This window comes from Arthrobacter sp. CMU6, assembly GCF_059090205.1.
Genome location: NZ_JBNHFL010000005.1, coordinates 1 through 25,304 on the forward strand (window position 1 = coordinate 1; position 25,304 = coordinate 25,304).

The 25,304-nt window shown below is 63.2% G+C and carries 28 protein-coding genes and 1 pseudogene; 23 read left to right on the forward strand and 6 right to left on the reverse strand.

The genetic code is table 11. The features are described 5' to 3' along the window. Together AC5RWD_RS04565 and AC5RWD_RS04570 are read right to left on the reverse strand one after the other, a co-directional pair. A pseudogene (locus tag AC5RWD_RS04565) lies at positions 1–205 on the reverse strand (glutamine--fructose-6-phosphate transaminase (isomerizing)); the annotation flags it as partial. Positions 206–284: 79 nt separating this feature from the next. Beyond that, positions 285–710 (reverse strand): hypothetical protein, encoded by a 426-nt coding sequence (locus AC5RWD_RS04570; protein ID WP_494018907.1) that lies wholly within the window; start codon positions 708–710, stop codon positions 285–287. A 146-nt stretch (positions 711–856) separates the two neighbouring features. On the opposite strand from AC5RWD_RS04570, the gene coaA reads away from it, so the two are divergent. From coaA to mscL, 3 genes are all read left to right on the forward strand, one after another. Further along, positions 857–1,822, forward strand: coding sequence for a type I pantothenate kinase (coaA, locus tag AC5RWD_RS04575; protein WP_494018908.1), 966 nt, complete (start codon positions 857–859; stop codon positions 1,820–1,822). A 5-nt stretch (positions 1,823–1,827) separates the two neighbouring features. Continuing rightward, positions 1,828–2,826 carry a M15 family metallopeptidase gene (locus AC5RWD_RS04580; RefSeq protein WP_494018909.1) on the forward strand — a complete coding sequence of 333 codons (999 nt, stop codon included), beginning with the start codon at positions 1,828–1,830 and terminating at the stop codon, positions 2,824–2,826. 66 nt (positions 2,827–2,892) lie between these two features. Next, positions 2,893–3,294: a large conductance mechanosensitive channel protein MscL gene (gene mscL, locus AC5RWD_RS04585; protein ID WP_494018910.1), complete on the forward strand. Its 402-nt coding sequence runs from the start codon at positions 2,893–2,895 to the stop codon at positions 3,292–3,294. Positions 3,295–3,390: 96 nt separating this feature from the next. On the opposite strand, the gene glmM is transcribed toward mscL, so the two are convergent. From glmM to rplM, 3 genes are all read right to left on the reverse strand, one after another. Next, a complete protein-coding gene (gene glmM, locus AC5RWD_RS04590) occupies positions 3,391–4,752 on the reverse strand; it encodes a phosphoglucosamine mutase (protein WP_494018911.1) in 1,362 nt (453 codons plus the stop codon). 283 nt (positions 4,753–5,035) lie between these two features. Continuing rightward, on the reverse strand, positions 5,036–5,542 hold the full coding sequence (gene rpsI / locus AC5RWD_RS04595; RefSeq protein ID WP_306924830.1) for a 30S ribosomal protein S9: 507 nt from the start codon (positions 5,540–5,542) through the stop codon (positions 5,036–5,038). A 36-nt stretch (positions 5,543–5,578) separates the two neighbouring features. Next, positions 5,579–6,022, reverse strand: a complete 444-nt coding sequence (gene rplM / locus AC5RWD_RS04600; RefSeq protein ID WP_306924832.1) for a 50S ribosomal protein L13 — start codon at positions 6,020–6,022, stop codon at positions 5,579–5,581. Between the two features lie 508 nt (positions 6,023–6,530). Here rplM and AC5RWD_RS04605 point away from each other — a divergent pair. The 18 genes from AC5RWD_RS04605 (at position 6,531) to AC5RWD_RS04690 (ending at position 22,517) form a co-directional block, all read left to right on the forward strand. After that, positions 6,531–6,992 carry a prepilin peptidase gene (locus AC5RWD_RS04605; RefSeq protein WP_494018912.1) on the forward strand — a complete coding sequence of 154 codons (462 nt, stop codon included), beginning with the start codon at positions 6,531–6,533 and terminating at the stop codon, positions 6,990–6,992. Between the two features lie 281 nt (positions 6,993–7,273). Next, the gene (locus AC5RWD_RS04610; protein WP_494018913.1) at positions 7,274–7,480 is read left to right on the forward strand and encodes a Flp family type IVb pilin; all 207 of its coding nucleotides are present in this window, start codon (positions 7,274–7,276) and stop codon (positions 7,478–7,480) included. 92 nt (positions 7,481–7,572) lie between these two features. Further along, positions 7,573–7,977 carry a TadE/TadG family type IV pilus assembly protein gene (locus tag AC5RWD_RS04615; protein ID WP_494018914.1) on the forward strand — a complete coding sequence of 135 codons (405 nt, stop codon included), beginning with the start codon at positions 7,573–7,575 and terminating at the stop codon, positions 7,975–7,977. Next, entirely contained in the window at positions 7,965–8,981 is a 1,017-nt protein-coding gene (locus tag AC5RWD_RS04620) for a TadE/TadG family type IV pilus assembly protein (RefSeq protein WP_494018915.1), read from the forward strand. Before AC5RWD_RS04615 ends, AC5RWD_RS04620 begins: the two co-directional genes overlap by 13 nt. Before the next feature lie 59 nt (positions 8,982–9,040). Then, positions 9,041–9,769: a Flp pilus assembly protein CpaB gene (gene cpaB, locus AC5RWD_RS04625; RefSeq protein WP_494018916.1), complete on the forward strand. Its 729-nt coding sequence runs from the start codon at positions 9,041–9,043 to the stop codon at positions 9,767–9,769. Next, positions 9,766–10,971: a CpaE/TadZ family protein gene (locus AC5RWD_RS04630; protein WP_494018917.1), complete on the forward strand. Its 1,206-nt coding sequence runs from the start codon at positions 9,766–9,768 to the stop codon at positions 10,969–10,971. Before cpaB (AC5RWD_RS04625) ends, AC5RWD_RS04630 begins: the two co-directional genes overlap by 4 nt. Next, positions 10,968–12,458, forward strand: a complete 1,491-nt coding sequence (locus AC5RWD_RS04635) for a TadA family conjugal transfer-associated ATPase (protein WP_494018918.1) — start codon at positions 10,968–10,970, stop codon at positions 12,456–12,458. The genes AC5RWD_RS04630 and AC5RWD_RS04635 overlap by 4 nt, the downstream gene beginning before the upstream one ends. Continuing rightward, complete coding sequence (locus AC5RWD_RS04640) at positions 12,455–13,405, forward strand: type II secretion system F family protein (protein ID WP_494018919.1); 951 nt, start codon at positions 12,455–12,457, stop codon at positions 13,403–13,405. The genes AC5RWD_RS04635 and AC5RWD_RS04640 overlap by 4 nt, the downstream gene beginning before the upstream one ends. A gap of 16 nt (positions 13,406–13,421) precedes the next feature. Beyond that, positions 13,422–14,300: a type II secretion system F family protein gene (locus AC5RWD_RS04645; protein WP_494018920.1), complete on the forward strand. Its 879-nt coding sequence runs from the start codon at positions 13,422–13,424 to the stop codon at positions 14,298–14,300. Positions 14,301–14,606: 306 nt separating this feature from the next. Beyond that, positions 14,607–14,819: a Flp family type IVb pilin gene (locus tag AC5RWD_RS04650; protein WP_494018921.1), complete on the forward strand. Its 213-nt coding sequence runs from the start codon at positions 14,607–14,609 to the stop codon at positions 14,817–14,819. 85 nt (positions 14,820–14,904) lie between these two features. Next, positions 14,905–15,309, forward strand: coding sequence for a TadE/TadG family type IV pilus assembly protein (locus tag AC5RWD_RS04655; RefSeq protein WP_494018922.1), 405 nt, complete (start codon positions 14,905–14,907; stop codon positions 15,307–15,309). Beyond that, positions 15,297–16,322 carry a pilus assembly protein TadG-related protein gene (locus tag AC5RWD_RS04660; RefSeq protein WP_494018923.1) on the forward strand — a complete coding sequence of 342 codons (1,026 nt, stop codon included), beginning with the start codon at positions 15,297–15,299 and terminating at the stop codon, positions 16,320–16,322. The genes AC5RWD_RS04655 and AC5RWD_RS04660 overlap by 13 nt, the downstream gene beginning before the upstream one ends. Before the next feature lie 50 nt (positions 16,323–16,372). Continuing rightward, positions 16,373–17,149 (forward strand): Flp pilus assembly protein CpaB, encoded by a 777-nt coding sequence (cpaB, locus tag AC5RWD_RS04665; RefSeq protein WP_494018924.1) that lies wholly within the window; start codon positions 16,373–16,375, stop codon positions 17,147–17,149. After that, positions 17,146–18,339: a CpaE/TadZ family protein gene (locus tag AC5RWD_RS04670; protein WP_494018925.1), complete on the forward strand. Its 1,194-nt coding sequence runs from the start codon at positions 17,146–17,148 to the stop codon at positions 18,337–18,339. Before cpaB (AC5RWD_RS04665) ends, AC5RWD_RS04670 begins: the two co-directional genes overlap by 4 nt. A 318-nt stretch (positions 18,340–18,657) precedes the next feature. Next, the gene (locus tag AC5RWD_RS04675; RefSeq protein ID WP_494018926.1) at positions 18,658–20,121 is read left to right on the forward strand and encodes a TadA family conjugal transfer-associated ATPase; all 1,464 of its coding nucleotides are present in this window, start codon (positions 18,658–18,660) and stop codon (positions 20,119–20,121) included. Between the two features lie 3 nt (positions 20,122–20,124). Beyond that, the gene (locus AC5RWD_RS04680) at positions 20,125–21,057 is read left to right on the forward strand and encodes a type II secretion system F family protein (RefSeq protein WP_494018927.1); all 933 of its coding nucleotides are present in this window, start codon (positions 20,125–20,127) and stop codon (positions 21,055–21,057) included. A gap of 7 nt (positions 21,058–21,064) precedes the next feature. After that, positions 21,065–21,949 (forward strand): type II secretion system F family protein, encoded by an 885-nt coding sequence (locus AC5RWD_RS04685; protein ID WP_494018928.1) that lies wholly within the window; start codon positions 21,065–21,067, stop codon positions 21,947–21,949. Between the two features lie 106 nt (positions 21,950–22,055). Further along, positions 22,056–22,517 carry an Hpt domain-containing protein gene (locus AC5RWD_RS04690; protein WP_494018929.1) on the forward strand — a complete coding sequence of 154 codons (462 nt, stop codon included), beginning with the start codon at positions 22,056–22,058 and terminating at the stop codon, positions 22,515–22,517. 51 nt (positions 22,518–22,568) lie between these two features. On the opposite strand, the gene AC5RWD_RS04695 is transcribed toward AC5RWD_RS04690, so the two are convergent. Beyond that, on the reverse strand, positions 22,569–23,321 hold the full coding sequence (locus AC5RWD_RS04695; protein ID WP_494019066.1) for a response regulator transcription factor: 753 nt from the start codon (positions 23,319–23,321) through the stop codon (positions 22,569–22,571). On the opposite strand from AC5RWD_RS04695, the gene AC5RWD_RS04700 reads away from it, so the two are divergent. Then, positions 23,253–23,399: a hypothetical protein gene (locus tag AC5RWD_RS04700; protein ID WP_494019071.1), complete on the forward strand. Its 147-nt coding sequence runs from the start codon at positions 23,253–23,255 to the stop codon at positions 23,397–23,399. The genes AC5RWD_RS04695 and AC5RWD_RS04700 overlap by 69 nt on opposite strands. A gap of 308 nt (positions 23,400–23,707) precedes the next feature. Then, positions 23,708–25,267 carry a sensor histidine kinase gene (locus AC5RWD_RS04705; RefSeq protein WP_494018930.1) on the forward strand — a complete coding sequence of 520 codons (1,560 nt, stop codon included), beginning with the start codon at positions 23,708–23,710 and terminating at the stop codon, positions 25,265–25,267. Positions 25,268–25,304 lie beyond the last annotated feature (37 nt).

Below are 25,304 nucleotides of genomic sequence, written 5' to 3' on the forward strand. Positions count from 1 at the left end.
GCTCCTCCAGCTCGGCCAGCAGGTTGCTCAGCTTCCCGGACTTCTTCCGCGAGGAAATCTCCCCGTCAGCCACCACCGCAACACCGGCCGAGTCATAGCCCCGGTACTCCAGACGCCGCAGCCCCTCAAGAACAACATCCAACGCGCCGTGCCCGGCATCAGCCCGACCCGACGTACGGCCAACATAACCCACGATTCCACACATGGGTATAAGCCTAACCGGCTTTGCGGAGAACCGACGTCGGATGACGGCTTCGGGGGGGCCGGCTACCGGCCCCCCTACCTCACCCGGCCCGTCGCCGCCTGCGCACGCCCAGGACGATGAGCAGCACGGACTGGCCGACGAGGCCGGCAACGGCCAGCTGCGTCCAGAGGTCGCGGTCCGCGCCCCCGAGTGCGCCGGTGAGATAGCCCAGCTGGTTCATGGCCGCAGGCTTAACAACAAGGAACGTGCCGGCCGAATATGACGGCGCCATGGAATGGGTGAGCACCGAATAGGTCCGGGACCCCGTGGCCTGGGGAATGACGACGAGCACCAAAGCTGCGAACAGGAGGATAAAGAGAACTGCAAAGTTGGCCAGCCGCCCCGCCGCAGCGAACCGCTTGCGGCGGCGTATTTCGAGAATCCGGGTGGCGGCTCCCCCGCCCCGCCTGCCGCCAAAGTCGCGGCCCGTCCGCTGCGGCACCTGCGGCGTGACTGCCTTTCCCATGCTTAAACCCTTCAAATTTGCATCGGCTCTCCCGTTTCACTGAACAGTCCCGCGGCCGGCTCAGGAATCGGTAACGCGTAGGGTCAAGATTCACTCAAGAATGGCCGCATTTCGCTCTCGGCGCCGGGAGGGGCAGAATCTCTAGGGTGACTTTGCAACGCAACGAAGCGAACGGAGAGGGCGTCTCCCCGTTCGTGGAGCTGGACCGGCAGACCTGGTCCCGGCTTTCGGCCCAGATGGAGCAGCCCCTTAATGAAGAGGACGTGCTGCGCCTTCGCGGTCTTGGTGACCCCTTGGACATCAGCGAGGTCCGCGATGTCTACCTCCCCCTGTCCCGGCTGTTGCATCTGTACGTCGAAGCCGCCGGCCAGCTGCATGCGGCCACCACAACATTCCTTGGCGAGCAGACTCAGCGCACCCCGTTCGTGATCGGCGTCGCCGGCTCTGTGGCCGTGGGCAAGTCCACCATCGCGCGTGTTCTCCGCGAGATGCTGCGGCGCTGGCCGGGCACGCCGAACGTCGAACTTATCACTACCGACGGTTTCCTGTATCCCCTGGCGGAACTCAAGCGCCGGCAGCTGCTGGACCGCAAGGGATTCCCTGAGTCCTACGACCGGCGCGCGCTGCTGCGGTTCGTCAGTGAAATCAAAGGCGGCGCCGAGGAGGTCCGGGCACCCTGGTACTCGCACGTCACCTATGACATTGTTCCCGGCAAGGAAGTGGTGGTCCGGCGGCCGGACGTCCTCATTGTCGAGGGCCTGAACGTGCTTGCTCCGGCACGGCCGCGGCACGATGGCCGCCAGGGCCTGGCGCTCAGCGACTTCTTCGACTTTTCCATTTACGTGGATGCCAAGACGTCACATATCGAGGAATGGTACGTGGACCGGTTCCGCAAGCTCCGTTCCACGGCCTTCGCCCAGCCGGAATCGTACTTCCACCGCTACGCCACGCTTTCCGATGCCGAGGCCGAAGCGACGGCCCGTGACATCTGGAAGCGGATCAATGAGCCAAACTTGGAAGAGAACGTGCTGCCCACCCGGGGACGGGCGCAGCTTGTGCTCACCAAGGAAGCGGACCATTCCGTGCGCAGGATGCTGCTGAGGAAGGTCTAGCACCTATGTGCTGCAACTGCTCTCCAGCCCCTTCCGCAGATGTCCAGCCCGGACCACGCCCCACCCGTCGCGCGGTGGCACGGCTGCTGATGACCGGCGCCGGCATGTCCGCCCTCGCCGCCTGCACCCCCGGACCTGCGCAGCCGGATTCCCCTGCAACCGGTTCGGCGGCTTCGGGAACGGCGCCGCAAACTGCTTCGGGTAAAGCCTCGCCGGCCGCGACCGGCCAGGCGTCCGGCTCCGGCTCCGCGTCCGCCGGCAGCTCTGCCAAGGCGTCCGTCCCGTCGTCCCCGACGCCCTCCGCCGCATCGTCAGCCAGCGGGTCCGCTACCGCGCCGTCCGCGACGGCGACGACGACGGCGGCGGCAGCCCCGCCGTCGGCCGCTTCACGCCTGCCCAAGCAGTACTCGCTGACCGCGCCCGCCAGCCCCTGGGTAATCGTCAACAAGCACCGCCCGCTCAAGCCGGCCAACTACGTTCCGGCCGATCTGGTCCAGCCGCGCGTCGCCCTCGCCGTCGCCGGCGAGGCGGCACAGCTGAACAGCACGACGGCGGCTGCCGCAGAACGGATGTTCGCCGCAGCAGCGGCGGACGGGGTTCACATGACGCTGGCGAGCGGCTACCGTTCCTACGCGACGCAGACCGTGACGTACAACGGCTGGGTGAGATCGCAGGGGCGGGCCGCGGCGGACACGGCGTCGGCCAGGCCGGGCTATTCCGAACACCAGACAGGCTGGTCGTTCGACATCGGCGACGGCGGCGGAGCCTGCAGCTTCCAGCCCTGCTTCGCCGAGCAGCCGGCCGCCGTGTGGGCCAAGGCAAACGCGCACCGCTTCGGCTTCGTGATCCGGTATCCGTGGATGCAGCACACCATCACCGGATACTTTTACGAGTCCTGGCACCTGCGGTACATCGGTGTGGAGGGAGCCACGGACATGCGGAAGCGCGGCATCGCCACGCTGGAGCAGTATTTCGGCCTGCCGGCAGCTCCCGGCTACCGCTGACGCTCCCTTAGTTGCACGACTTTGGCCGGTCACGTCCCGTAAACGCGGTGCGGTAATTTGGTTGGCATGCTTAGTGGATTCAAGAAGTTCATTCTCAAGGGAAACGTCATTGACCTGGCTGTGGCGGTGGTCATCGGATCGGCGTTCAGCGCCGTGGTGGATGCGCTGGTCAAGAGCGTCCTGATGCCGCTGATCTCGGTGCTGGTGGGCGAGCCGAACTTTGACAATTTCCTGGCCTTCGGCGACGTGCGGTTCGGCGTGCTGCTCACCGCGGTGGTCAACTTCCTGCTGGTTGCCTCCGCGCTCTACTTCGTCATCGTCGCCCCGATGAACCGGCTGATCGAGCACCGAACCCGGAAGCTGGGGATCGGGCAGGACACGAAGAAGGAAGCGGCCGAGGATCCGCAGATCGCCCTGCTCAAGGAAATCCGCGACGCCCTGCAGACCCAGAACCACGCCGCCAAGTAGCGCGGGCCGGGAGCCACCCGGGCCGCAAAGTATCAGCGAAAAAGGCAGCCCGCCTCCGTCACGGAGGCGGGCTGCTCTTTGCAGTCAGTGCGAAACTCAGTCGCCGACGAGTTGCAACGCCAGCTGGGTCTTCACAACCTGGGCGAGGCGTTCGGCGATGGCCTGGGCGGTCTGCTGGTCCGCGGCTTCAACCATGACGCGCACAACGGGCTCGGTGCCGGAGGGGCGCAGGAGCACGCGGCCGGTGTCGCCCAGCTCGGCTTCGGCTGCCTTCACGGCTGCGGCCAGGGTCCCGTCCCCGCCAACCCGGCTCCGGTCCACGTCCTTCACGTTGATGAGAACCTGGGGAAGCTTAGTCATGATGGTGGCAAGTTCCTTGAGCGGGCGGCCCGTCAGTGCAACCTGCGCTGCCAGCTGCAGGCCGGTCAGCACGCCGTCACCAGTGGTGGCGTAATCGGCGAGGATCACGTGGCCGGACTGTTCGCCGCCAAGGTTGTAGCCGCCGTCGCGCATTTGCTCCAGAACATACCGGTCCCCCACACCCGTCTCGCGGATGGCGATGCCTGCGTCGCGGAGGGCGATCTTCAGGCCGAGATTGCTCATCACGGTGGCCACGAGGACGTTGTCCGTGAGCTTGCCGGCCTTCTTGAGGGCCACGGCGAGGATGGCCATGATCTGGTCGCCGTCAACCTCGTTGCCTTCGTGGTCCACGGCCAGGCAGCGGTCGGCGTCGCCGTCGTGGGCAATGCCGAGGTCGGCGCCGTGTTCCACCACGGCCGCCTTGAGCGGGCCGAGGTGGGTGGAGCCCACGCCTTCGTTGATGTTCAGGCCGTCCGGTTCGGCGCCAATTACGACGACGTCAGCGCCGGCGTCCTTGAAGACCTGGGGTGAACAGCCGCTGGCGGCGCCGTGCGCGCAGTCGAGGACCACTTTGAGGCCGTTGAGGTTGTGCGGGAGGGTTCCCAGGAGGTGGACGATGTAGCGGTCCTCGGCGTCGGAGAAGCGCTGGATGCGGCCCACCTCGCCGCCCACCGGGCGGAAGGGCTCCTGGCCCATCCGGGCCTCGATGGCGTCCTCCACCTCGTCGGGGAGCTTCTGGCCGCCACGGGCGAAGAACTTGATCCCGTTGTCGGGAGCCGGGTTGTGCGAGGCGGAGATCATGACGCCGAAGTCAGCGTTCAGGTCTGCCACGAGGTAGGCGGCGGCGGGGGTGGGCAGGACGCCGGCGTCGTAGACGTCGATCCCGGAGCTGGAAAGCCCGGCCTCCACGGCTGCCGCGATGAACTCGCCGCTTGCGCGGGGATCCCTCGCCACCACGGCGCGCGGCCGCGCACCTTCGCTGGTGCGTTCATGGCCAAGCACGACGGCGGCGGCCTGGGCCAGCTGCAATGCGAGCTCGGCAGTCAGCAGGCCATTCGCCAGGCCCCGGACACCGTCTGTTCCAAATAATGTAGACATCGGGTCAAGTTTAGACGATTCAGGTGCCCGGCCCCGCCGTGGACCTGCCAGGAGCGGCCTCCGTGACGGGGGTTGCGAACGTTTCCCCTGCTCACCGGCACTGCCCCTGCTGTAACCGGGCTTAACGGCAGAAGCCCGCCCCGCCAATCGGCGGAACGGGCTTCTATACGAGGCGAAATCGCCTCGACAAGCGGATTTAGCGCTTGTGGAGCCGAGCGCTAAAAAGCGCCGAGGGCCCCACGATGAGGTCGCGCCAGCGGCCACATCGTGGGAAGGCGCCTTTTTAGCGCTTGGAGTACTGCTGAGCCTTGCGTGCCTTCTTGAGACCGGCCTTCTTACGCTCGATGACGCGGGCGTCACGGGTGAGGTAGCCGGCCTTCTTCAGGGTGGCGCGGTTGTTCTCGACGTCGATCTCGTTCAGCGAACGGGCGATGCCGAGGCGCAGTGCACCGGCCTGGCCGGAAGGGCCACCGCCGTGGATGCGGGCGATAACGTCGTAGGCGCCTTCGAGATCGAGGATCTTGAAGGGCTCGTTGACGTCCTGCTGGTGCAGCTTGTTCGGGAAGTAGTTCGACAGCTCGCGGCCGTTGATGATCCACTTGCCGGAGCCCGGCACAACGCGAACGCGTGCAACGGCTTCCTTGCGGCGGCCAACAGCTGCGCCGGCAACGGTCAGTGCCGGGCGCTCCTTCTTCGGGGCAGCCTCTGCGGCGCTGCTTTCCGAGGTGTAGCTGGTCAGGTTTTCCTCAGCCTCAACGGCTTCGGTGGTCAGTTCATCGTTCTGAGCCACGGTTCTCCTTGTAGATAAAAGTGTTGGTGGCCAGGACTACTGGGCGACCTGGGTGATTTCGAAAGTCTTGGGCTGCTGGGCTGCGTGGGGGTGCTCTGCGCCACGGTAGACCTTCAGCTTGCTCAGCTGCTGGGCAGCGAGGGAGTTCTTGGGGAGCATGCCCTTGATGGCCTTCTCAACGGCGCGGACCGGGTTGGACTCAAGCAGTTCCGCGTAGTTGACGGAGGTCAGGCCGCCGGGGAAACCGGAGTGGCGGTATGCGCGCTTCTGCTCCAGCTTGGCGCCGGTGAGGGCAACCTTTTCAGCGTTGATGATGATGACGAAGTCGCCCATGTCCATGTGGGACGCAAAGGTCGGCTTGTGCTTTCCGCGCAGCAGTGTTGCGGTCTGGCTGGCAAGACGACCCAGGACAACGTCGGTGGCGTCAATGACGTGCCACTGGCGGTTGATATCGCCGGGCTTCGGGGTGTACGTACGCACGGTGTTTGCCTCGTTCTTGTTCTGGCGTTCTTGTTTTAGGCGTCACACGGGGTGCACCTACTATCTATGCGCGACCGGAACAGAGGTGAGGGCTCTATGGACCAGTTATCCCCTAGTCCCGAATATGCCCGTTGGGTAGCGACCCTGCAACTGGATCCCCAACCGGGCACGCATCATCGAGAAAGGACACGCACAACGACTACCAAGAATAGCGCGAACCGGAGGCCCGGGTCAAAATGGGGTATCCGGTGGCGGGGGCTTGGGGTCCTGCGCCAACGCCGGGCCCTTCCACCCAGGAGTCCATGTGCCTTCAGCAGGTATCGCCGCCAGTGCCGGGCCGCTCTTTGCCGTGGCCATTGGACTCCTTGGCATTCTACTGAGCCCGCTTGCTGAACTTGTCATTGCCCGCACCCTCCCCCGCCTGGGTGGATTGCCAGGGAGACGGGCAAGAATTACGACGGCGGCACTGACCGGGGCGCTATGCGCGGCCCTTGCGCTGAGGCTGGGAATGGAATGGTCGCTGCCGGCTTTTCTTCTGCTGGCCGTCCTCGGCGTGCAGCTGGCCCGCATTGACCTGGCGCACCATCTCCTGCCGAATCCCCTCGTGCTCACACTGCTGGTGGCCGGCCTGGCGCTGCTCTTTTTGGACAGCTCCGCCGCGGCAGAGTGGGGCGAACTGCTTCGCGCGGCGGCGGGCGCCGCCGCCCTGTTCGTTGTTTTCCTGATTTTGGCCCTGATTTCGCCAAACGGCATAGGCATGGGGGACGTCAAGCTTGCCGCTCCGGTGGGGCTTTACCTGGGTTACTTGGGGTGGAGCCAGCTGTTCTACGGGGGCGCACTCGGCTTCGTACTGGGCGGGATTTTATCCGTCGTTTTGATTAGGCTGAAACACGCCAATCTGAGCTCCGAGGTCGCTTTTGGCCCGTCCATGCTTACTGCCGCCCTGGGCACCATTTTATTGGCATCCTAGAAACCGGATTATTGGTGAAGCGTCAAATTTAGACTATTCACGCACTCACATTCTTGAGCCATTCTTGAGCGAATCCGAGTAGTCCAATCTCCGCATCTTTCTGATCTGCGTACTTCTTCCCAGCGATACTTATGCGCGCCCGCGGAAAGTCGAGTAGAACTACGCATTGTTGCCGGCGGGCACCCGGGTGGATTCTTTTGCTATCGAAGCACCAGCCCTTTCGCGGTATGGGGGAGGCTGGAATTCGATGTATTTATTCCACCGACTTTAAGGAAATTACAATGACTACTCTCATGGTCTCGGTTCTTGCCTTCGTTTCCGGAATCAAGGACCGGCTGGCATCAGAAAAAGGCGCCACCGCAACCGAGTATTCACTGCTCGTGGCATTCATCGCGTTCATCATCGTCACCGGCGTCACAGCATTCGGCAACGGCCTCAGCGGCTGGTTTACCGAACTCGGTACGAACGTTCGAGCATGGTCTAACTAACACCCCTCCAAACGGTGCGCCGCGGGCGTCTGAATGCAAACGCCCGCGGCGCACCGTCCCGAATTCAGCTGTACCTAGTCGCGGAGGGTCCGGTGAAACACAACAGTTCAAGCTCCACCAAGGAAGAGGGCGCCCGAAAAGAGCGCGGTGCAGTCGCCGTCGAGTTCGCCCTGGTCGCGCCTGTCCTTCTGGCACTGGTGGCTGGCATCGTCGAGTTCTCCCACGCCTACAACCTGCAAATTTCAGTCACTCAAGCTGCCCGGGAAGCGGCCAGGGAGATGGCCATCGAGGACGACCAAGGCGCAGCAGCCTTGGCTGCCGCCGCTGGCGCGCCCGGGCTTAACACTGGCAACTTTCAGTACTCCTTCAGCCCTGCAGCTTGCACCGCCGGCGAGAACATGACCGTGACAATCACATATCTCGCCCCGACATTGACGGGCATCTTCGGCAACAACGTCACAGTTGCCGGGATAGGAGCCATGAGATGCGGTGGCTGAACCAACACCAACCCGACAAGGAACGTGGCGCGGCGGGCGTGCTGGTTGCCGTCATGATGCTGGTAATCATCGGCGCCGGCGCCCTTGCAGTGGATGTCGGCCAAATCTATGCCGAGCGGGCACAACTCCAAAACGGAGCCGATGCCGGCGCCATGGGCGTTGCACAAGCCTGCCACAAATCCGGTTGCACCCAGGCGGAGGCGGAGGCTTTTGCGGCGGAATTAGCTGACGGCAATGCCAACGACGGCGATTCCAACGTCGCCGAAGTAGACCTCTCCGTGGCAGACCAGGTTACGGTCCGGACCACGACTCAAAACGGAAGCAGCAGCGTCCTGGCCAAGCTTTTCGCCAGCCTCTTAAATGCGCCCGCGGCGAGCGTGGGTGCGCATGCCACGGCCTCCATTGAGGTTCCAGGCTCGGGCGCGGGCTTCCCGCTAGCCCTGTCTGAATGCCAGTACGACCTCAGCGACGCCGTGGAAACCGGCGTTCTCCAACAAATCCGATACAAGCCCGGAATGGCCGGCTGTACCTCGACGTCCGGACATGCCATCCCAGGTGGATTTGGCTGGCTGGACCAGAACGACGGCCAGTGCCAGGCGACCACCGACGCCGAAGACAATGCCGCCTACGACCCTGGTGCAGATTACCCCAACAAACCGGGCGAAAACTGCGACTCGGTGCTGCAAGGCTGGATCGACACTATCCAAGCTGGCGATGAGGTTCTCGGGGTATTTCCGGTGTTCGATAACGAAGGCAAAGTCAAAGGAGACGGCTGGTTCCACATTAGGGGCTACGCCACGTTCCAGATGGTCGGCTGGAAGTTTGGAGGCGGTTCCACCGCACCACAGACTTACAATAGTTCGCCCACTGCGGCTACTGCCTGCACTGATCCTTGCCGAGCCATTATCGGTAAATTCAAGAAATTCGAATCAATAGACGCATTTGCCGGAAGTTCAGGCACCGGAGATGATCTGGGCACCGTCTACATTCGCCTCACCAACTAATCACCTAGCAGGGGGATAAAATGAAAACCCGCCTAATCGGAGGTATTGCCTCATTATTGGTGGCAATTATTGGAACGGTTCTCTTGGTCAACTACGTGCAGACTGCAGATAAGCGCGCCCTGGCGAGTACGGAAACCGAGTCTGTGTACGTGGTGGAGAAAACCGTCGCGGCCGGTGCTGGTATCGACAAGGTAGCCGGCGCCGTCGTCCGAAAAGAAGTACCAAAACTGGCCGTCGCTGCGGGAGCCGTGACCGACCTGAAGCAGGTCGGGGAGAAGGTCGCCGCCGTGGACCTGATGCCCGGTGAGCAGCTCCTAGCCACGCGCATGGTGGACGCCAATTCCGTCCTAGGCCCCTCCCGGGTGCAGGTGCCAACCGGAATGCAGGAGATCACCCTCAAACTGCCCATCGAGCGAGTGGTGGGCGGCACCCTTACGGCGGGCGACACCGTAGGTGTCTTCCTCTCCGTGGAGGACTCCGCTGCCAAGGCGGGTGGAACACAGCTGACCTTCCACAAGGTCATGGTCACGGCGGCCCAGTTCAGCAATGGCAGTACGGCCAAGTCCCAGGAGACTGCCGCCGAACAGGAGGCATCGAAGGGGTCACTCAACTCGAAAAAGGCTAGTTCCGCGGATGACACCTACCTCATCACTTTGGCCCGCAACTCCGCCGACGCTGAGCGGATCATCTTCGCCACGGAATTTGGCAGTGTTTACCTCTCCAAGGAGCCGGCCAACGCGGTGGAGGCTACCTCAGGCGTTGTGAACACGGGAAGGCTGTTCCGATGAGCCGCTTTGTCCTCATCACCCCTAACGCCGACTTCGAACGCCGCATCCAACTGGCCGTCTCCGGCATGCACGGCTCGCTGCGGGTGTTCCAGGCGGACTACCTGCCCGAGAGTCCGCAGGACTTCCTCAGGCAGCTGGTTGGCGAGCCGCCGGAGGTACTTATCCTCGGACCCGGGCTGCCCGTTGACGGCTCCCTGAAACTGGCTTCGGTCATGGATTTGCAGTATCCCGAAATCAGCGTTGTCCTGGTGGTGCCTGAAAGCAAGGAAGTAGTCCTCCAGGCAATGCGGTCCGGCGTCCGTGACCTGCTCGACCCCGCCGCCGATCCGGACACGATTCGTGTCCTGCTGGAAAGAGCGAGCCTGGCAGCCGCGGGCCGGCGCCGTGGCTTAGCCCCGGGTGCCTCCGAGCACGCCGACCACGGCGCGGGCGGGCGCATCATCGCCGTCATGTCCCCCAAAGGCGGGGTAGGCAAGACTACGGTGGCCACCAATATCGCTGTCGGCCTGGGAAAGGCCGCCCCGATGAGCGTCGTGATAGTAGATCTGGACCTCCAGTTCGGCGACGTTGCCAGCGGCCTGATGCTGGATCCAGAGCACACCATCACGGACTCCGTTGTGGGCGCGGCCAGCCAGGATTCCATGGTGCTCAAGACGTACCTCACAGTTCACCCCGCCGGCATCTATGCCCTCTGCGCCCCAAAGAACCCTATTGAGATGGACAGGATCTCCGGGGCGCAGGTCACGCAGCTCCTCAATCAGCTTCGCGAGGAGTTTCACTACATCGTGGTGGATACCGCCCCGGGTCTCGGTGAGCATGTTTTGGCGACGCTTGAGCAGGCAACGGATGCGGTCTGGATCTGCGGGATGGACATTCCCAGTATCCGCGGCTTGAGGACGGGGTTCCAGATCCTGGCCGAGCTCAACCTGCTTCCGGAAAAGCGCCATGTAGTGCTCAACATGACGGACCGAAGAGCGGGCCTGACACTGCAGGACATCGAGGCCAGTATCGGCGCCCCCGTGGACGTTGCACTCCCGCGCTCCAAGACGTTGCCGTATTCCACCAACAAGGGAGTGCCCATCCTGCAGGACGGCAGCAGGGATGCTGCCGGCAAGGGGCTCCGCCAACTGGTGGAGCGGTTCAAGCCCGATTGGGAAGAGAGACCTCACAAGAAGCTGCACAGAAGGGCGGTAGTCCAGTGAACCTCACAGACCGGTTCCAGAACCTCCGGGGCGAGCCCAAGCCTGACCCCGAGAAGCCACAGCCCGTGGATGTCTTTAAGCCGAAACCAACTGCCGCCACGCTTGGCAAGAAGCATGAGGAGCAGGCGGCGGGATCAGCGGCGAGCGCCACAGCAGCACTGAAAATGCCAGCGGCCACCTCTGTTGCCAGCGAAGCCCTGAACGCCCTTAAGGAGCGGGCTACGCAGACGCTCTTTGAACGGCTGGGTTCACGGCTCACCGATTCCACTCTCGAAGACGAGGAACTCCACCAGTTTGTCCGGGATGAACTGAAGATTGTTGTGGACGAGGAGCAGGTCCCGCTGTCGGGACCCGAGCGCCAGCGGCTCATCCGCGACATCATCGACGACGTCCTTGGCCACGGGCCCATTCAGAGGTTCCTCGACGACCCCTCCATTACGGAGGTCATGGTCAACCGCTACGACCAGGTCTACGTGGAACGGCAGGGACGCATCCTGCCGACGGACACGAAGTTCAGCTCGGATGATGCGCTGCGCCGGGTCATCGACCGCATCGTGTCCAAGGTCGGCCGTCGCATTGACGAATCCTCCCCCTTGGTGGACGCGCGGCTCGCGGACGGCTCCCGCGTCAATGCGATCATTCCGCCGCTGGCTGTCAATGGGCCTGCCCTGACCATCCGGAAGTTCGGCCGGGACGCACTGACGGTCCACGACCTGATTTCCCTCGGCAGCCTCTCCCCCGAGATGGCGGAGTTACTGCACGCGTGCGTCGTGGCACGGATGAACATCATCGTTTCCGGCGGTACCGGCACGGGCAAGACCACCCTCCTGAATGTGCTCTCGGGATTCATCCCGGCCGAGGACAGGATCGTAACCATCGAGGACGCCGTTGAACTCCAGCTTCAGCAGGAGCACGTTATCCGGCTCGAAAGCCGCCCGCAGAACATCGAGGGCAGAGGCGAGGTTTCCATCCGGGACCTGGTCCGGAACTCACTCCGTATGCGCCCGGACAGGATTGTGGTGGGTGAGGTCCGCGGCGGCGAATGCCTGGACATGCTGCAGGCCATGAACACGGGTCACGACGGTTCCATCTCCACCGTGCACGCCAACTCGCCGCGGGACGCCATTGCCAGGCTCGAGACGCTGGTGCTGATGGCAGGGATGGACATTCCGCTCCGGGCCGTCCGCGAGCAGCTGGCCGCCGCCGTAAACCTCGTGGTGCACATCACCAGGATGCGCGACGGCTCGCGCCGGGTCACCCACATCACCGAGGTACAGGGCATGGAGGGCGACATCGTCACCCTCCAGGACGCCTTCGTGTTCGACTACTCGGCCGGCATGGACGCCAACGGGCGCTTCCTCGGGAAGCCTGTACCGACGGGTGTCCGTCCACGCTTCACCGAGCGTTTCGCCGAACTCGGCATCGAGATCTCGCCCGCCGTCTTCGGAGCATCCCTCATCGGCGTTGCGCCGGCCAGGGGGCGGTGACTGTGCCAGGCGACTCCGGCGTTTTCGTGCTGGCGCTGGTGCTGCTCTACCTCGCCATCTTCTTGGTCTTCGGCGTGGCCCTCAGGCCGAACTCGGGCCTTCCAATGTCCCGCCGCAGGCCTGATGCTCCTACCCAGACCTCGCCGCTGACCAGACTGACCGACCAGGCCGTGGGGGCGCTGAACAAGGGACTCAAGAAGCGCGGAACGGGCCTGCTTACCCAGGACCGGCTGGATGAATGCGGGCTGAAGAAGGAGCCGGGCGACTACCTGATCATGGCGGGGGTCTTCACCCTGATGGTCGCCGTGGTCGGCTTCTTCCTAGGGGGTCTCTTCCTTGCTGTTCTCCTGACCCTTCTTTCGCCGCTCGGACTGCACCTGTTGTTGAACGGGCTGGCCGGACGCCGTCGTGGGCAGTTTGACCAGCAGGTGCCGGACGCGCTCCAGATGTTCTCGGGTGGTCTTCGCGCCGGCCACAGTCTGCTCCGTGCCGTGGACGCCGCAGCGCAGGAGAGTCAGCCGCCGATGTCCGAGGAACTCAGCCGCATCGTCAATGAAACCCGGATCGGCCGTGATCTCGGCGAGTCCCTGGCCGACGTCGCTAGACGCACGGGGAGCGAGGATTTCTTCTCCATCTCGCAGGCCATCGAAATCCACCGCGAAGTGGGTGGCGACCTGGCCGAGGTGCTGGACCATCTGGGCGACACCGTCCGACACCGGAACCAGGTGCGCGGGCAGATCCGGGCCCTGAGCGCGGAAGGCCGGATATCGGCGATCGTGCTCATGGCTCTCCCCGTCGTGATGTTCATTGGCCTCACGACGTTCAACGACCTGTACTCCCGCGTCTTCACCGCCACCCTCCCGGGCTACATCATGATCGCAGCCGCCGTCGTCTTGCTCGTGGCGGGCGGATTCTGGCTCAGCCGGATCGTCAAACCCAAGTTCTAGAAAGAAGGTGGTCACCATGCAGCCTGTGGCTTACGCGGCGATCCTGGCAGTGGTCGCACCCGTGACTGTCATGACGTGGTTCGCCTTCACGGGCGACCGTGCGGGGCTCCGCAACATCCAGGCAAACCTCGGCAGAGTCTCCAAGGCCAAAGGTCGGGCGCTTAGTGTCAATGAGAGGCTGACTTTAATCAGCCAGCGCGTCATGCCGAAGGGCTACGTCGCGTGGTTGGACAGGCAGCTCGCCGGAGCCGGCCGGCCCAAGGACTGGCCGCTGGCCCGGCTCATCATGGTCAAGCCGCTGCTTGCCTTCGCGGGCGCCGTGGCCGGGTACCTGTTCTTCGCCGGCAGCCCGTCCGCCCAGCGGTTCCTCGTTCTGCTGGGGCTTACGGCTCTCTGCTACTTCACCCCGGACCTGCTCGTGCGCAACCGTGCACAGAAGCGTCGGAAAGCCATCCGGCTTGAGCTGCCAGTCGCCCTGGACCACATGCTCATCTCGGTCCAGGCCGGTCTCGGGTTCGAGGCAGCCATGGGGCGCGCCGGCACCAACGGCAATGGTCCGATGGCGGAGGAACTGATCCGCACCCTTCAGGACATCCAGGTGGGCCGGTCGCGGAAGGAGGCCTATCTCGCCATGGCAGAGCGGGTGGATGTGCCGGACGTCCGCAGCTTCATCCGGGCAGTGGTCCAGGCGGACGCGTACGGCGTGGCCATTGCCGGCGTCCTCAAGACCCAGGCCGGGGACATGCGGGTCAAACGGAAGCAGCGCGCCGAGGAGCACGCCATGAAGATGCCCGTAAAGATGCTCTTTCCGCTGATCTTCTTCATTCTGCCCACGCTGTTCATCGTGGTCCTCGGGCCGACGGTGATGAGCATCATCTCGCTGTTCACCAGGTAGGTTTTCTAGCCACTCTTGTTGAACTCGTCCTCTGAACGGACGACGGCGGTACCCGGCTAAGCGCCGACGCCGCCCCTAGACTGGACCCCTCGGACTCCCCCCTACCCGAGGGGTCCTTCCATGTCGGCTTTCGGCCGGAAAGGTTCAATGTTCAAGGTTTGCGCAGGGCAAGCGCAGGAAATGCGCAGGACGGTCAGGGTTGGCTCAGGAGTCTGCAAAGACCGGCTTTTAGGGCGAATTCCGTTGCTAGCTTTTTTACAGAGCTGGTGATGGACCAGCTTTCCAACACTCGCTCAGGAGTAAAAAATGCTTGCTTTCTACACAAACATCTCCACCCGCCTCCGCCGAGATGAAAAGGGCGCGACCGCCGTTGAATACGGCATCATGGTCGCCCTCATCGCCGTCGTGATCATCGTTGCCGTCAGCACTCTTGGCGGGCAGCTTGGCGATTTGTTCTCGGGAGTCTCCGGAGACATCGCCCACCCGACGAAGACTGCCGTCCCCACTCCAACGCGTTAGCATTTCTGCCGTGCGGTGGGCAGACCCACCGCACGGCCGCCGAATGACCGAGTCCGATAATCGATTGAAAGTTTGAGAGGACACGATGTGGGACCGCTCAGAGCGCGGCGCCGCTGCGGTTGAGTTCGCCCTCCTGGCCCCTATCCTCATCATGTTGCTACTCGGCATCATGGAGTTCGGACGGGCGTATAACACGCAAGTTACGCTGACAAATGCCGCTCGGGAAGGCGCCCGAGTCATGGCTATCAGCAATAGTTCTGCCGATGCCGTATCGGCCAGTATGAACGCTGCTGACTCTATTAACCCGCAGTTGAAGAGCTCTGACCTGCAATTTACGTTCCGAAGCCTTCCCCAAACTACGCCTGCTCCGACTTCGTGTGCCGCCTCTCGCCAGGTGACCCTGACGATCACCTATTCGCTCACTACGGTGACCGGCATCGCCGGCCCGTTTGCCATGACTGGAAAAGGGACAATGCAGTGTGGCGGCTAGCGCCCCAAAGCGAGGGCGAGCGTGGAGGAATCGCCGTCATCGTTGCCCTGCTGATGGTCGTTCTACTAGGATTCGCCGCAATGGCCGTAGATGTCGGCATGCTGTATTCCGAACGAGCACAACTGCAGAACGGAGCCGATGCCGTGGCGCTCGGTGTTGCTCGGAAATGTGCGACAGTTTCGTCGACTGAAGCCTGCGCGACAGTATCTGACGACGTCCAAATGCTCGCGGATGGCAACGCGGTAGACGGACATAGCATTGTGCGGCCCATTGCATTAGACCTTATCCAGCGGCGTGCTACCGTCACTGCCAGCGCGCAGGAAGACGGAAGTCCTCCCAACACAGTTTCACTCTTCTTTGCCCGGGCGCTTGGCTTCAACAGCACGGAAGTTGACGCAGTTTCCTCCGTCCGCTGGGGAAGCCCGCTGGAGGGCACTACACCCTTTCCTTTGGCTTTCTCCGTCTGTCAGTTCTCCCTGGACAAAGGACCCCAACTATTAGAGGCCCATAATTCCAATGACAACAACGACAAGGGAACCCCGGATTGCATTTACGCCGGGAAGCCTGTCCCAGGTGGCTTCAACTGGACTGCTCAAGCCCCGGGTCAATGCGGCAGCAGCATCAACCTCAGCGTCAGCACGAGTTACAGCAATCCGGGGAATGACGCGCCTGCGAACTGTGAGGGCACGCTGAAGGCTTGGGCCGACACTATAAATGCCGGCCAGGACGTAGTTGTACTTTTGCCGGTGTTCGACAGCGCCTCTGGAACTGGCAGTTCCGCAAAATACCACCTCACGGCATTTGCGGCGTTTAAGGTTCAGGGTTGGAGTTTCAGTGGAGTCAATAAGCTGCCTTTCAGTTTTGGAAACGTTCAGAACGACAAGGGGCTGGCTTGCACCGGAAACTGCCGCGGCATAATAGGCAGCTTCACTAAGTACGTTTCACTTTCTGAGGGCTACACTCTGGGGCCGGTCAGCACCTACGGCGCAACCATCGTCGAACTGACCCGCTAGTTTCCCTACATCAATAACATTTACCCCCAAGTCACTGTCAGGAGCAGGTCGTGAAATCTCGGTTGTTGGCAGGAGTGGCAGCAGTAGTCCTCGCCCTAGTAGGCGCCGTGCTGGTGATCAACTACGCACAGGGGGCAGACCAGCGCGCCGTTATGAAACTTGAGCCAGTGGACGTCCTTGTGGTCAAGACGGCAATTCCTGCCGGCACCCCTGTTGCGTCCATGGCTGCTTCCCTCGTCACCGAGCGGGTGCCTGCTTCTGCCGTCACTGGATCCTCGCTTGAGTCGTTGGACTCGGTCACCGGTAAGGTTGCCGCGGTGGACCTCGTTGCCGGCGAGCAGCTGCTTGCTGAGAGGCTCGTAGCGCCCGAAAACGTCAAAGCTGGAGGAACGGTGACTATTCCGGCCGGTCTGCAGGAAGTTTCCTTCCAGCTTGATCCCGTGAGGGTCGTTGGTGGACGGTTGGCTCCTGGAGACCACGTGGGCGTCTTCGTCAACCTCGATAAGGGTGGACAGGATGACAAGCCCGACGCCGAGACAACAAAGCTTACTGTCCGCAAGGCGCTGGTCACGGCCGTCCAGCGCGCCCCAGAGCCCGCGGCCACTGCACAACCTGCACCCACGGCGAGCGCGGATCCCAATGCCGCCGATTCACAGGACACCACTCTCCCAACCGGCAACCTTATGCTGACCGTCGCCGTCAGTGACGGTGACGCGGCCAAGATCGTCTTCGCGGCCGAGTTCGCCAAGATGTGGCTCAGCAAGGAGCCTACCAATGCCAAGGACACCGGTCCCCGAATCATCCAGCGGAGTGAGGTGTACAAGTGAGCCGCTTCGTCCTGATCACCCCGAATGCGGACTTCGACGGGCGTCTGCGGCAGGCCGTGGCGGGTGGTCTCCAGGGCGGCGTTCAGACCTTCTTCACCAACGTTCTGCCCGCCGGCCCCTATGACCTGTTCGCCCAACTGAACCAGGAGCAGCCCGAGGTGCTTATCCTCGGCCCCGACCTCCCGGTTGATGAAGCACTGCGCCTTGCCATGGTGCTCGACGTGCAGGTTCCGGACCTGATGGTTCTTCTGGTCAGCGAACCGGACCCCACGCTGATCCTTCAGGCCATGCGGGCCGGCGTCCGCGACGTCCTCAGCCCCGCTGCCGACCCCGCTCAGCTGCGCGTGCTGCTGGAGCGCGCCTGCCAGTCCTTTGCCAACCGGCACCGGGCTGAGCAGCAGGGTCCGGCCGGAACCCACAAGGGCGCTGTCATCGGCGTCTTCTCTCCCAAGGGCGGCGTAGGCAAGACAACTATCGCCACTAATCTGGCCGTCGGACTCGGCAGGCTGGCACCCATGAGCGTCGTGCTCGTGGACCTAGACCTGCAATTCGGCGACGTCGCCTCAGGCCTCTACCTGAATCCGGAACACACCGTCACTGACGCCGTGTCTCCGGCAGCGGCGCAGGACACCCTGGTGCTCAAGGCCTTCCTCACCGTTCACCCTGCCAGCATCTACGCACTCTGTGCGCCACTCAGCCCTGTCGAGGCCGACTACATCACACCGGACCAGATCACGCGCCTGCTTGAACAGCTGGCCGAAGAGTTTCAGTACGTCGTCGTGGATACCGCGCCTGGCCTGCCCGAAATCGGACTGGCCGCCATGGAAGCCTGTACCGACGTGGTCTGGGTCAGCGCGATGGATATCCCCAGCGTCCGCGGCCTCCGGTCAGGCATGGATATCCTGCGTCAGTTGGAGATTCTGCCGGAAGGCCGGCATGTGGTCCTGAACATGGCCGATTCAAAGTGTGGCCTGACGGTACAGGACATCGAATCCACCATTGGAGCTCCCGTGGACGTAAGCGTTCCCCGGTCCCGCGCCGTGGCTTTGTCGACCAATCGCGGTATGCCCGTTCTGCTGGATGCCAAGAAGGATCCCGCCGCCAAGAGCCTCAGCCAGTTGGTGGACCGTTTAAGTCGGGCCGCTGGTGCCAAAGAGCAGCGCAGCGCTCACCGACGAGTGGTGGTCTAAATGAAGCTGTCTGAGCGCATCCAGGCCGCGCAACTACGATCTGAGGTTCCCGGTGCCCCCTTGCACGTTCCGCCTGCGCCGAAACATGCTCCAACCGCGGTGATGCACTCGTCGGCTGCACAGGACACTTCACACCCTGCTCCGATTCCGACGGCTGCCTCAATGCCTATCCAGACTACAGGTGCGTCATCCGTGAGCCCGGCTCCACGGCCGATCTCTGGCGTAGCCACCTACCAGACGCGTGCGGCACGGCGTGCAGCTGAAGCCGCTGCCCAGGCGGCGGCCTCGCAGGAACTAAGTGCACAGCCCGCTGACACAATGCCCGCTTTGGCGACCGGTGCCGCTCCGCGTGCCGTCGAGGAACGCGCTAGGCCGGTTGCCAGTTCTCCCAGCTTGCCAACACCCGGCCGCCGACTGGGCGCGCAAACCGCGGCAGTCCAAGCTGGCGGCACAACGCAGACTGAGCCGTTCAAGGCCAAGGCCCAGCAGCCGGTGGACGTTTTTGCCGCCCTGAAACAGCGTGCCGCAACGGCGCTGTTTGAACGCATGGGGGCACGGTTCAATGATTCGACGCTAACGGAGCAGGAACTCCGCAGGACCGCGCGCGAAGAGCTCATCCGCATCATCGATGCCGAGCAGGTGCCTCTGACGGCGGACGAGCGGACTCGCCTCGTCGCGGACGTCGCGGACGATGTGCTCGGCTACGGACCGCTGCAGCGACTCCTGGACGATCCCGCAGTCACCGAAATCATGGTGAACCGGATGGACCAGATCTACGTGGAACGCAAAGGGCAGTTGACGCTGACTGAGTCGCGGTTCAGTTCCGAGGAACACCTCCGCAAGGTCATTGAGCGCATCGTGTCCAAGGTTGGCCGGCGCATCGACGAGTCGTCGCCGCTGGTCGACGCGCGCTTGGAGGATGGTTCGCGTGTGAACGCGGTCATCCCGCCCCTCGCCGTCGGGGGTTCCTCGTTGACCATCCGTAAGTTCAGCAAGGTGCCGCTGACGGTGCAGAACCTCATCGACTTTGGGACACTCACACCGGAAATGGCTGAGCTGCTCAACGCCTGCGTCAAGGCCAAGCTCAACATCATCGTTTCGGGCGGTACGGGTACAGGAAAGACCACCCTGTTGAACGTCCTGTCCTCCTTCCTTCCGTCCGATGAGCGCATCGTGACCATCGAGGACGCCGTGGAGCTTCAGATCCAGCAGGATCACGTGGTCCGGCTGGAAAGCCGTCCGCCAAACACGGAGGGCAAGGGTGAAGTGACCATCCGCGAGCTGCTCCGCAACTCCCTGCGTATGCGTCCGGACCGGATTGTGGTGGGTGAGGTCCGTGGCGGCGAATCCCTGGACATGCTCCAGGCCATGAACACGGGCCACGACGGCTCGCTCTCGACCGTCCACTCCAACTCACCCCGTGACGCCGTTGCCCGCTTGGAGACCCTGGTCCTCATGGCGGGCATGGACCTGCCGCTGCGCGCCATCCGTGAGCAGATCGCCTCGGCGGTAAACCTCATTGTCCAGATCTCGCGCCTCCGGGACGGCTCCCGGCGCATCACTCACGTGACAGAGGTGCAGGGCATGGAGGGTGACATCGTCACACTGCAAGATGCCTTCGTCTTTGACTACTCCGCTGGCGTCGACCAGCACGGCAAGTTCCTCGGTAAGCCTGTTCCCACCGGCATCCGTCCACGGTTCATCGACCGCTTCGAGGACCTGGGTATCCATGTCTCGGCCGGCGTCTTCGGAGCGCCCGCAATGACCTCAGGAAGGCACTGACTCATGATCGTCACACTGGGTGTTGTCCTCGTGATTGCCTCGGTGGTGCTGGGCGGAGTTGCGGTGCTGATTCCGCGCACGCCCACGGTGCCGCTTGACCGCCGTCGTCCTTTCCGTACGGAAGCGGACTCTCAGCTCACGCGGTTCGCCGGTAATGCAGTTCAGTCTGTTGACCGCGTACTTGCCAAGAGGAACGCCCGCTACTTCAACCGTGAAAGCCTGGAGAACGCCGGCCTCCGGCTGAGCCAAGCCGAATTCATCCTGCTGATCCTGGTGGGCGCCTTCGTCGGAGCCCTCATCGGGCTCGTCGTGGCCGGACCGCTGCTGGCGATCCTGCTGGTCATCGCAGCCCCGTTCATCGGACACCTGGTGCTCGGCTTCCTGGCGGGCAGGAGACGGGCCAGGTTCGACGAGCAACTGGGCGACACGCTCCAGTTGCTGTCCGGCAGCCTCCGCGCCGGTCACAGCATCCTGCGCGCTATTGATGCCGCCGCCACCGAATCCCAGGCTCCAACGTCGGAAGAAATGCGCCGCATCGTCTCCGAAACCAGCCTGGGGCGCGACCTGCTGGTATCACTCAACGACACTGCAGACCGTATGAAAAACGAAGACTTCGTCTGGATTTCCCAGGCCATCCAGATCAACCGCGAGGTGGGCGGAAACCTGGCAGAAGTTCTGGACCAGGTGAATGAGACCATCCGCGAGCGCAGCGAAATCAAGGGGCACATCAAGTCACTGGCGGCGGAAGGCAAGTTCTCCGCCTACATCCTCATGGCATTGCCCATCGGCATCGTTGTCATGCTAATGCTGGTCAACCCCGGGTACATGGACAAGATGTTCACCAACCCGCTGGGCTGGATCATGATCGTTGCGTCCATCATCCTCATGACCGTCGGCGGTCTGTGGATGCGCAAAATCATCAACCTGAAGTTCTGAGGCTGGCATGGATCCCCTCATCATCCTTGCGCTGCTTCTGATCTGCCTTCCACTCGCTTACCTGGCGTGGACCATGCTGTCCGTGGACCGGAAAGGACTGGCAAGCGCCCGTGCCCTGCTGTCCAGGGGAATCCACCGTGATGAGGTAGAGAAGAAGCCCAACAACGGCCTCGTAGAGAAGATCGGCTTCCGTCTCACGCCCGCTGGTTACGTACACAAGCTCGACGGGCTGCTTGCCCTGGCTGGTCGCCCGGCTTCCATGCCGCTGGGGCGGCTACTGGCGGCGAAACCGGCGCTGGGTCTGCTAGGCGGCCTACTTGGGCTGTACATCAGCTCCATCGGGACGACGCCGATCATGAAGCTCGTGGGCATCTTCGTCCTGTTCCTGGGCTACTTCATCCCGGATCTGATGCTCTACAGCAAGGGTCAGGAGCGGCAGAAGGCCATGCAGCTGGAGCTCGCTAACACCTTGGATCAGATGCTGATCTCCGTCGAGGCGGGTCTCGGCTTCGAGGGCGCTATGGCCCGCGCCGGCGAGAACGGCAAGGGGCCGCTCGCAGAGGAACTGGTCCGCACCCTGCAGGACATGCAGGTGGGCCGGAGCCGGCGCGAGTCGTATCTCGCCCTTGCCGAACGCACAAACATCCCAGAACTGCGCAGCTTCGTCCAGGCCGTGGTGCAGGCGGACACTTACGGGATTGCCATCAGCCGGGTCCTTCGGGTTCAGGCAAAGGTGATGCGCGTCAAGCGCCGCCAGCGTGCCGAGGAGAAGGCGATGAAACTGCCCGTGATGATCCTGTTCCCGCTGCTGTTCTTCATCTTCCCGGTCCTCTTCATTGCCATCCTGGGCCCCGCCGTCATCAACACCATCGAGACTTTCGCCAACCAGTAATGTGGAGAGTTCCGCAGGATTCTCCCCACCACAAGGTACCCGCAGGGTTTCCACAGGATCCAAGCTCAATCAGGGTTTTCCCAACCTCAGAAAGTAGCCTTAAGTCATGTCCATTTCAGGTTCCGGAGCAGCCGACAGCAGCGCCAATGGCGTCTGCTTCCCGGTTTCCGGCGGCCCCGATGGCATGGCCCAGAACGAATCGGAGAGTGCCACCTTGCCCGTCCTCGACCTCGGTGTACTTCACGAACTTGAAGAAGACATGGGCAGTACTGGCGTGGCGCACAACTTCGCCAAGGACTACATCAGGATCTGGGACAAGCGCCGCAGCTATCTGGAGGCGTCCGTCGAAGACAACGACGCAGACGCAGCCATGGACGCCGTCCTCAGCCTGAAGAACTCCGCACTGATGGTGGGCGCCGCACGGCTGGCCCAGCTGGCGGTAAACCTCGAACGGCTCGTAAAGAGCGGAGACCTGCACGCCGTCCGCCGGCTGCTGCCATTCGTGGCGCTCACCGGCGAGCAAACCGTCTGCGGCCTGAAGCAGGGCTACCTCCCGCCGGAGGCCTGAGGCACCCGAGGCCTAAGGAACCGGAGGCGTACGCCGCCGGAGGCCTAAGTCCTACTCCGCGCGCTTCGGCGCCAGCCGGTAGCCCACGCCGCGCACCGTGACAAGCCATCGGGGATCCTGCGGATCCTCGCGCAGCTTGCGGCGCAGGTTGCCGATGTGAACTTCAACTGCCCGCTCGTCGGCTTCGCTGATGTAGGTGTCGTCGCGGTAGTACTCGCCCCGGACCACGCGCACCAGATCAGCCCGGGTGCGTACCGCACCCGTTCCCTTCAGCAGCTCGTGCAGCAGGTCGAATTCGCTCCGGGTCAGCCCGAGGGGCGTGCCGCGCAGTGCCACTGTCCGGGTTTCGGTATCGAGAGCCAGCCCGTTGTGAAGCAGTACGCTGCCCCGGCGTGAAGCGGAGGAACCGGCGGAGCCGGACTCCGCTAAAGCTGGCCCGGCGGCCTCACCCTCGGACGCAACCCTTGGCCGGCGCATCATTGCTGAGATGCGGGCCCGCAGCTCGCGGGGACGGAAGGGCTTAACGATGTAGTCGTCGGCGCCGCCCTGCAGCGCGGTGATGGTGTCCAGTTCGTCACCGCGGCCGGTGAGCATCACGACATAGGCGTCACTGAACTGCCGGATGCGGCGAAGGACCTCGAAGCCGTCAATGTCCGGAAGACCGACGTCGAGAGTTATGACGTTTGCCTGACGCTGCCTCGCCACATCAACCCCGTCACGGCCGGTCCCCGCTGAGTGCACCTCGAAACCAGCCTGCTGCAAAACCGCGTCGAGAAGATTCCGAACGTCTACGTCATCCTCGATAACCACGGCAACACCAAGATCGCCCACCACTACCTCTATCCAGGTAAAACCACCGCACAGCCCAGCGCAATGCGGTAAGCGTTACCAGATTACCTACGCTACAACGTAGAGAGGCCGAAAGACCCAAAATGGCCGATATCTTTTAGACGCACCCCGGACGGTAGCGTCTTCCCCTCCAATTACCGAAGAATAGCTGTGCATAATGGGCTTCATGTCTTGGATTAACGACGAGTGTCCCCGGAATTCGGCAGAGCAGGCGAGCACCGGGCGCAGCAGCATTGGGTGAGCAGGTGCTGGTCCACGACACGGACCGTTTTTTCCGCCGGCTGCAGCCCCGCGTCCAGGTGGCCCTGTGCCAACTGCCGGTAACCCTAATTCTTGCGGCCTTGGCAGTCGCCGCCCCGGCGGTGTGGCCCACCTTGATCGAGAACGGCGTATTCATCGCCGCCATCGTCATGATGGTGGCCACGTTTATCGCGTGCTTTCTGGTTCCCTGGGAACGGCTGGCGCCCAACGCCTACCTGGTAATTCCGATAGTTGACATGGTGGTCATCGGGCTCGCCCGCAACGGTGCCGTTCCAGCCGTGGCCGGGCTCGGTGTTCTGGCGATATTTCCCGTGATCTGGCTTTCGAGCTCGGAAACCTTCCCGCGCACCACGGTATTCCTGAGCTTTTTCGGTACACTCCTCATCACCTTTCCGTCGCTGGTGCAAAAGTTTCCCAACATTTCACCTTCAGACATTGCCACGGCAATTCTGCTTCCGCTTATGATGCTGGCCGTCTCCGTGGCAATCAGGTTCGCCAGCGCCAATGTGCGGTTACAGCGCCAGCGGCTGGAGAAGAAGGATGCCGAGCTCCGTGAACTGCTCGCGGAAAGCAAGAATCGCGAACGGCTGCTCAAGACCATTCTGGACACCACCGATGTGGGCATAGTGGCCGTGGACGCCGGCGGCCAGAAGGTGCTGGTTAATGACCAGCAGAAAACCTTCAGACAGGCGGCAGCCCCCGCCGGCGTGGAGCAGCCGCTGGAAGCCCAGCAGCTCATGTTCGGCCAGGACCGGGTGACCCCGCTTCCGCTGGACAAGCGCCCCATCCGCCGTGCTGTTGCCGGCGAAACTTTCGCCGACTACCTCGTGTGGCTGGGCGAGGGGTCCGCGCAACGGGCCGTCTCCACCGCTGCGCGGATCATCAAGAACGACGACGGCGGGTTCAGCGGGGCGGTCATCGTCTACAGTGACGTCACTGGCCTGGTTGAGGCGCTCTCCGCCAAGGAGGAACTGATCTCCAACGTCTCCCACGAATTCCGCAGCCCGCTGATGTCTGTCGTGGGCAATGTGGACCTGGTGCTGGACGAAGCGGACGGCCTGTCCCCCGACTCTGTGCACCGGCTCGAAGTGGTGCAGCGCAATGCCGAGCGGCTGCTCTCCCTCGTTTCCGAGCTGCTGGTGTCGGCCTCGGCCGTGCTGGCCGTGCATCCGCGCCGGACGGACCTGGCAGGCCTGATCGAGAACAGCATCGGTTCGGTGCAGGCCCAGGCCGACGCCAGCAACGTCTCCCTCGCCACCGACGTCCCGGCGCCCCTGTGGGCGCACGCCGACCCGCTCCGCATCGGCCAAGCGCTCGACAACTTGGTGTCCAATGCCATCAAATACTCTCCCGACGGCGGGAAAGTCACCGTGAGTGCTCGGCGCAGTGACTCCTGGGTTCAGCTGAAGGTCCATGACACAGGGATGGGCATCAGCGAGGAAGAAACATCGCGCGTCTTCACCCGGTTCTTTCGCAGCCAGGCCGCACGGCAGGCTGCGATTCCGGGAGTGGGGCTGGGGCTGTCCATCACTAAGACCATCGTGGAGCGGCACGGCGGTGCGATCTCCTGTGACAGCAAGCCCGGCGCAGGCACCACCTTCACGCTCACGCTCCCGGCCGAGGGTGCCCTGGAGTCCTGAGGCGGGCTTCGGTTTTCCAGAACCGCTCGGTTTCCAC

What these genes read in the sequence shown, in the direction of transcription:
- AC5RWD_RS04570 (WP_494018907.1), bottom strand. Translation starts at nt 710, where the DNA reads ATGGGAAAGGCAGTCACGCCGCAGGTGCCGCAGCGGACGGGCCGCGAC.
- AC5RWD_RS04580 (WP_494018909.1), top strand. Translation starts at nt 1,828, where the DNA reads ATGTGCTGCAACTGCTCTCCAGCCCCTTCCGCAGATGTCCAGCCCGGA.
- mscL (WP_494018910.1), top strand. Translation starts at nt 2,893, where the DNA reads ATGCTTAGTGGATTCAAGAAGTTCATTCTCAAGGGAAACGTCATTGAC.
- glmM (WP_494018911.1), bottom strand. Translation starts at nt 4,752, where the DNA reads ATGTCTACATTATTTGGAACAGACGGTGTCCGGGGCCTGGCGAATGGC.
- AC5RWD_RS04605 (WP_494018912.1), top strand. Translation starts at nt 6,531, where the DNA reads ATGGAATGGTCGCTGCCGGCTTTTCTTCTGCTGGCCGTCCTCGGCGTG.
- AC5RWD_RS04610 (WP_494018913.1), top strand. Translation starts at nt 7,274, where the DNA reads ATGACTACTCTCATGGTCTCGGTTCTTGCCTTCGTTTCCGGAATCAAG.
- AC5RWD_RS04620 (WP_494018915.1), top strand. Translation starts at nt 7,965, where the DNA reads ATGCGGTGGCTGAACCAACACCAACCCGACAAGGAACGTGGCGCGGCG.
- AC5RWD_RS04630 (WP_494018917.1), top strand. Translation starts at nt 9,766, where the DNA reads ATGAGCCGCTTTGTCCTCATCACCCCTAACGCCGACTTCGAACGCCGC.
- AC5RWD_RS04645 (WP_494018920.1), top strand. Translation starts at nt 13,422, where the DNA reads ATGCAGCCTGTGGCTTACGCGGCGATCCTGGCAGTGGTCGCACCCGTG.
- AC5RWD_RS04650 (WP_494018921.1), top strand. Translation starts at nt 14,607, where the DNA reads ATGCTTGCTTTCTACACAAACATCTCCACCCGCCTCCGCCGAGATGAA.
- AC5RWD_RS04655 (WP_494018922.1), top strand. Translation starts at nt 14,905, where the DNA reads ATGTGGGACCGCTCAGAGCGCGGCGCCGCTGCGGTTGAGTTCGCCCTC.
- AC5RWD_RS04675 (WP_494018926.1), top strand. Translation starts at nt 18,658, where the DNA reads ATGCCCGCTTTGGCGACCGGTGCCGCTCCGCGTGCCGTCGAGGAACGC.
- AC5RWD_RS04680 (WP_494018927.1), top strand. Translation starts at nt 20,125, where the DNA reads ATGATCGTCACACTGGGTGTTGTCCTCGTGATTGCCTCGGTGGTGCTG.
- AC5RWD_RS04685 (WP_494018928.1), top strand. Translation starts at nt 21,065, where the DNA reads ATGGATCCCCTCATCATCCTTGCGCTGCTTCTGATCTGCCTTCCACTC.
- AC5RWD_RS04690 (WP_494018929.1), top strand. Translation starts at nt 22,056, where the DNA reads ATGTCCATTTCAGGTTCCGGAGCAGCCGACAGCAGCGCCAATGGCGTC.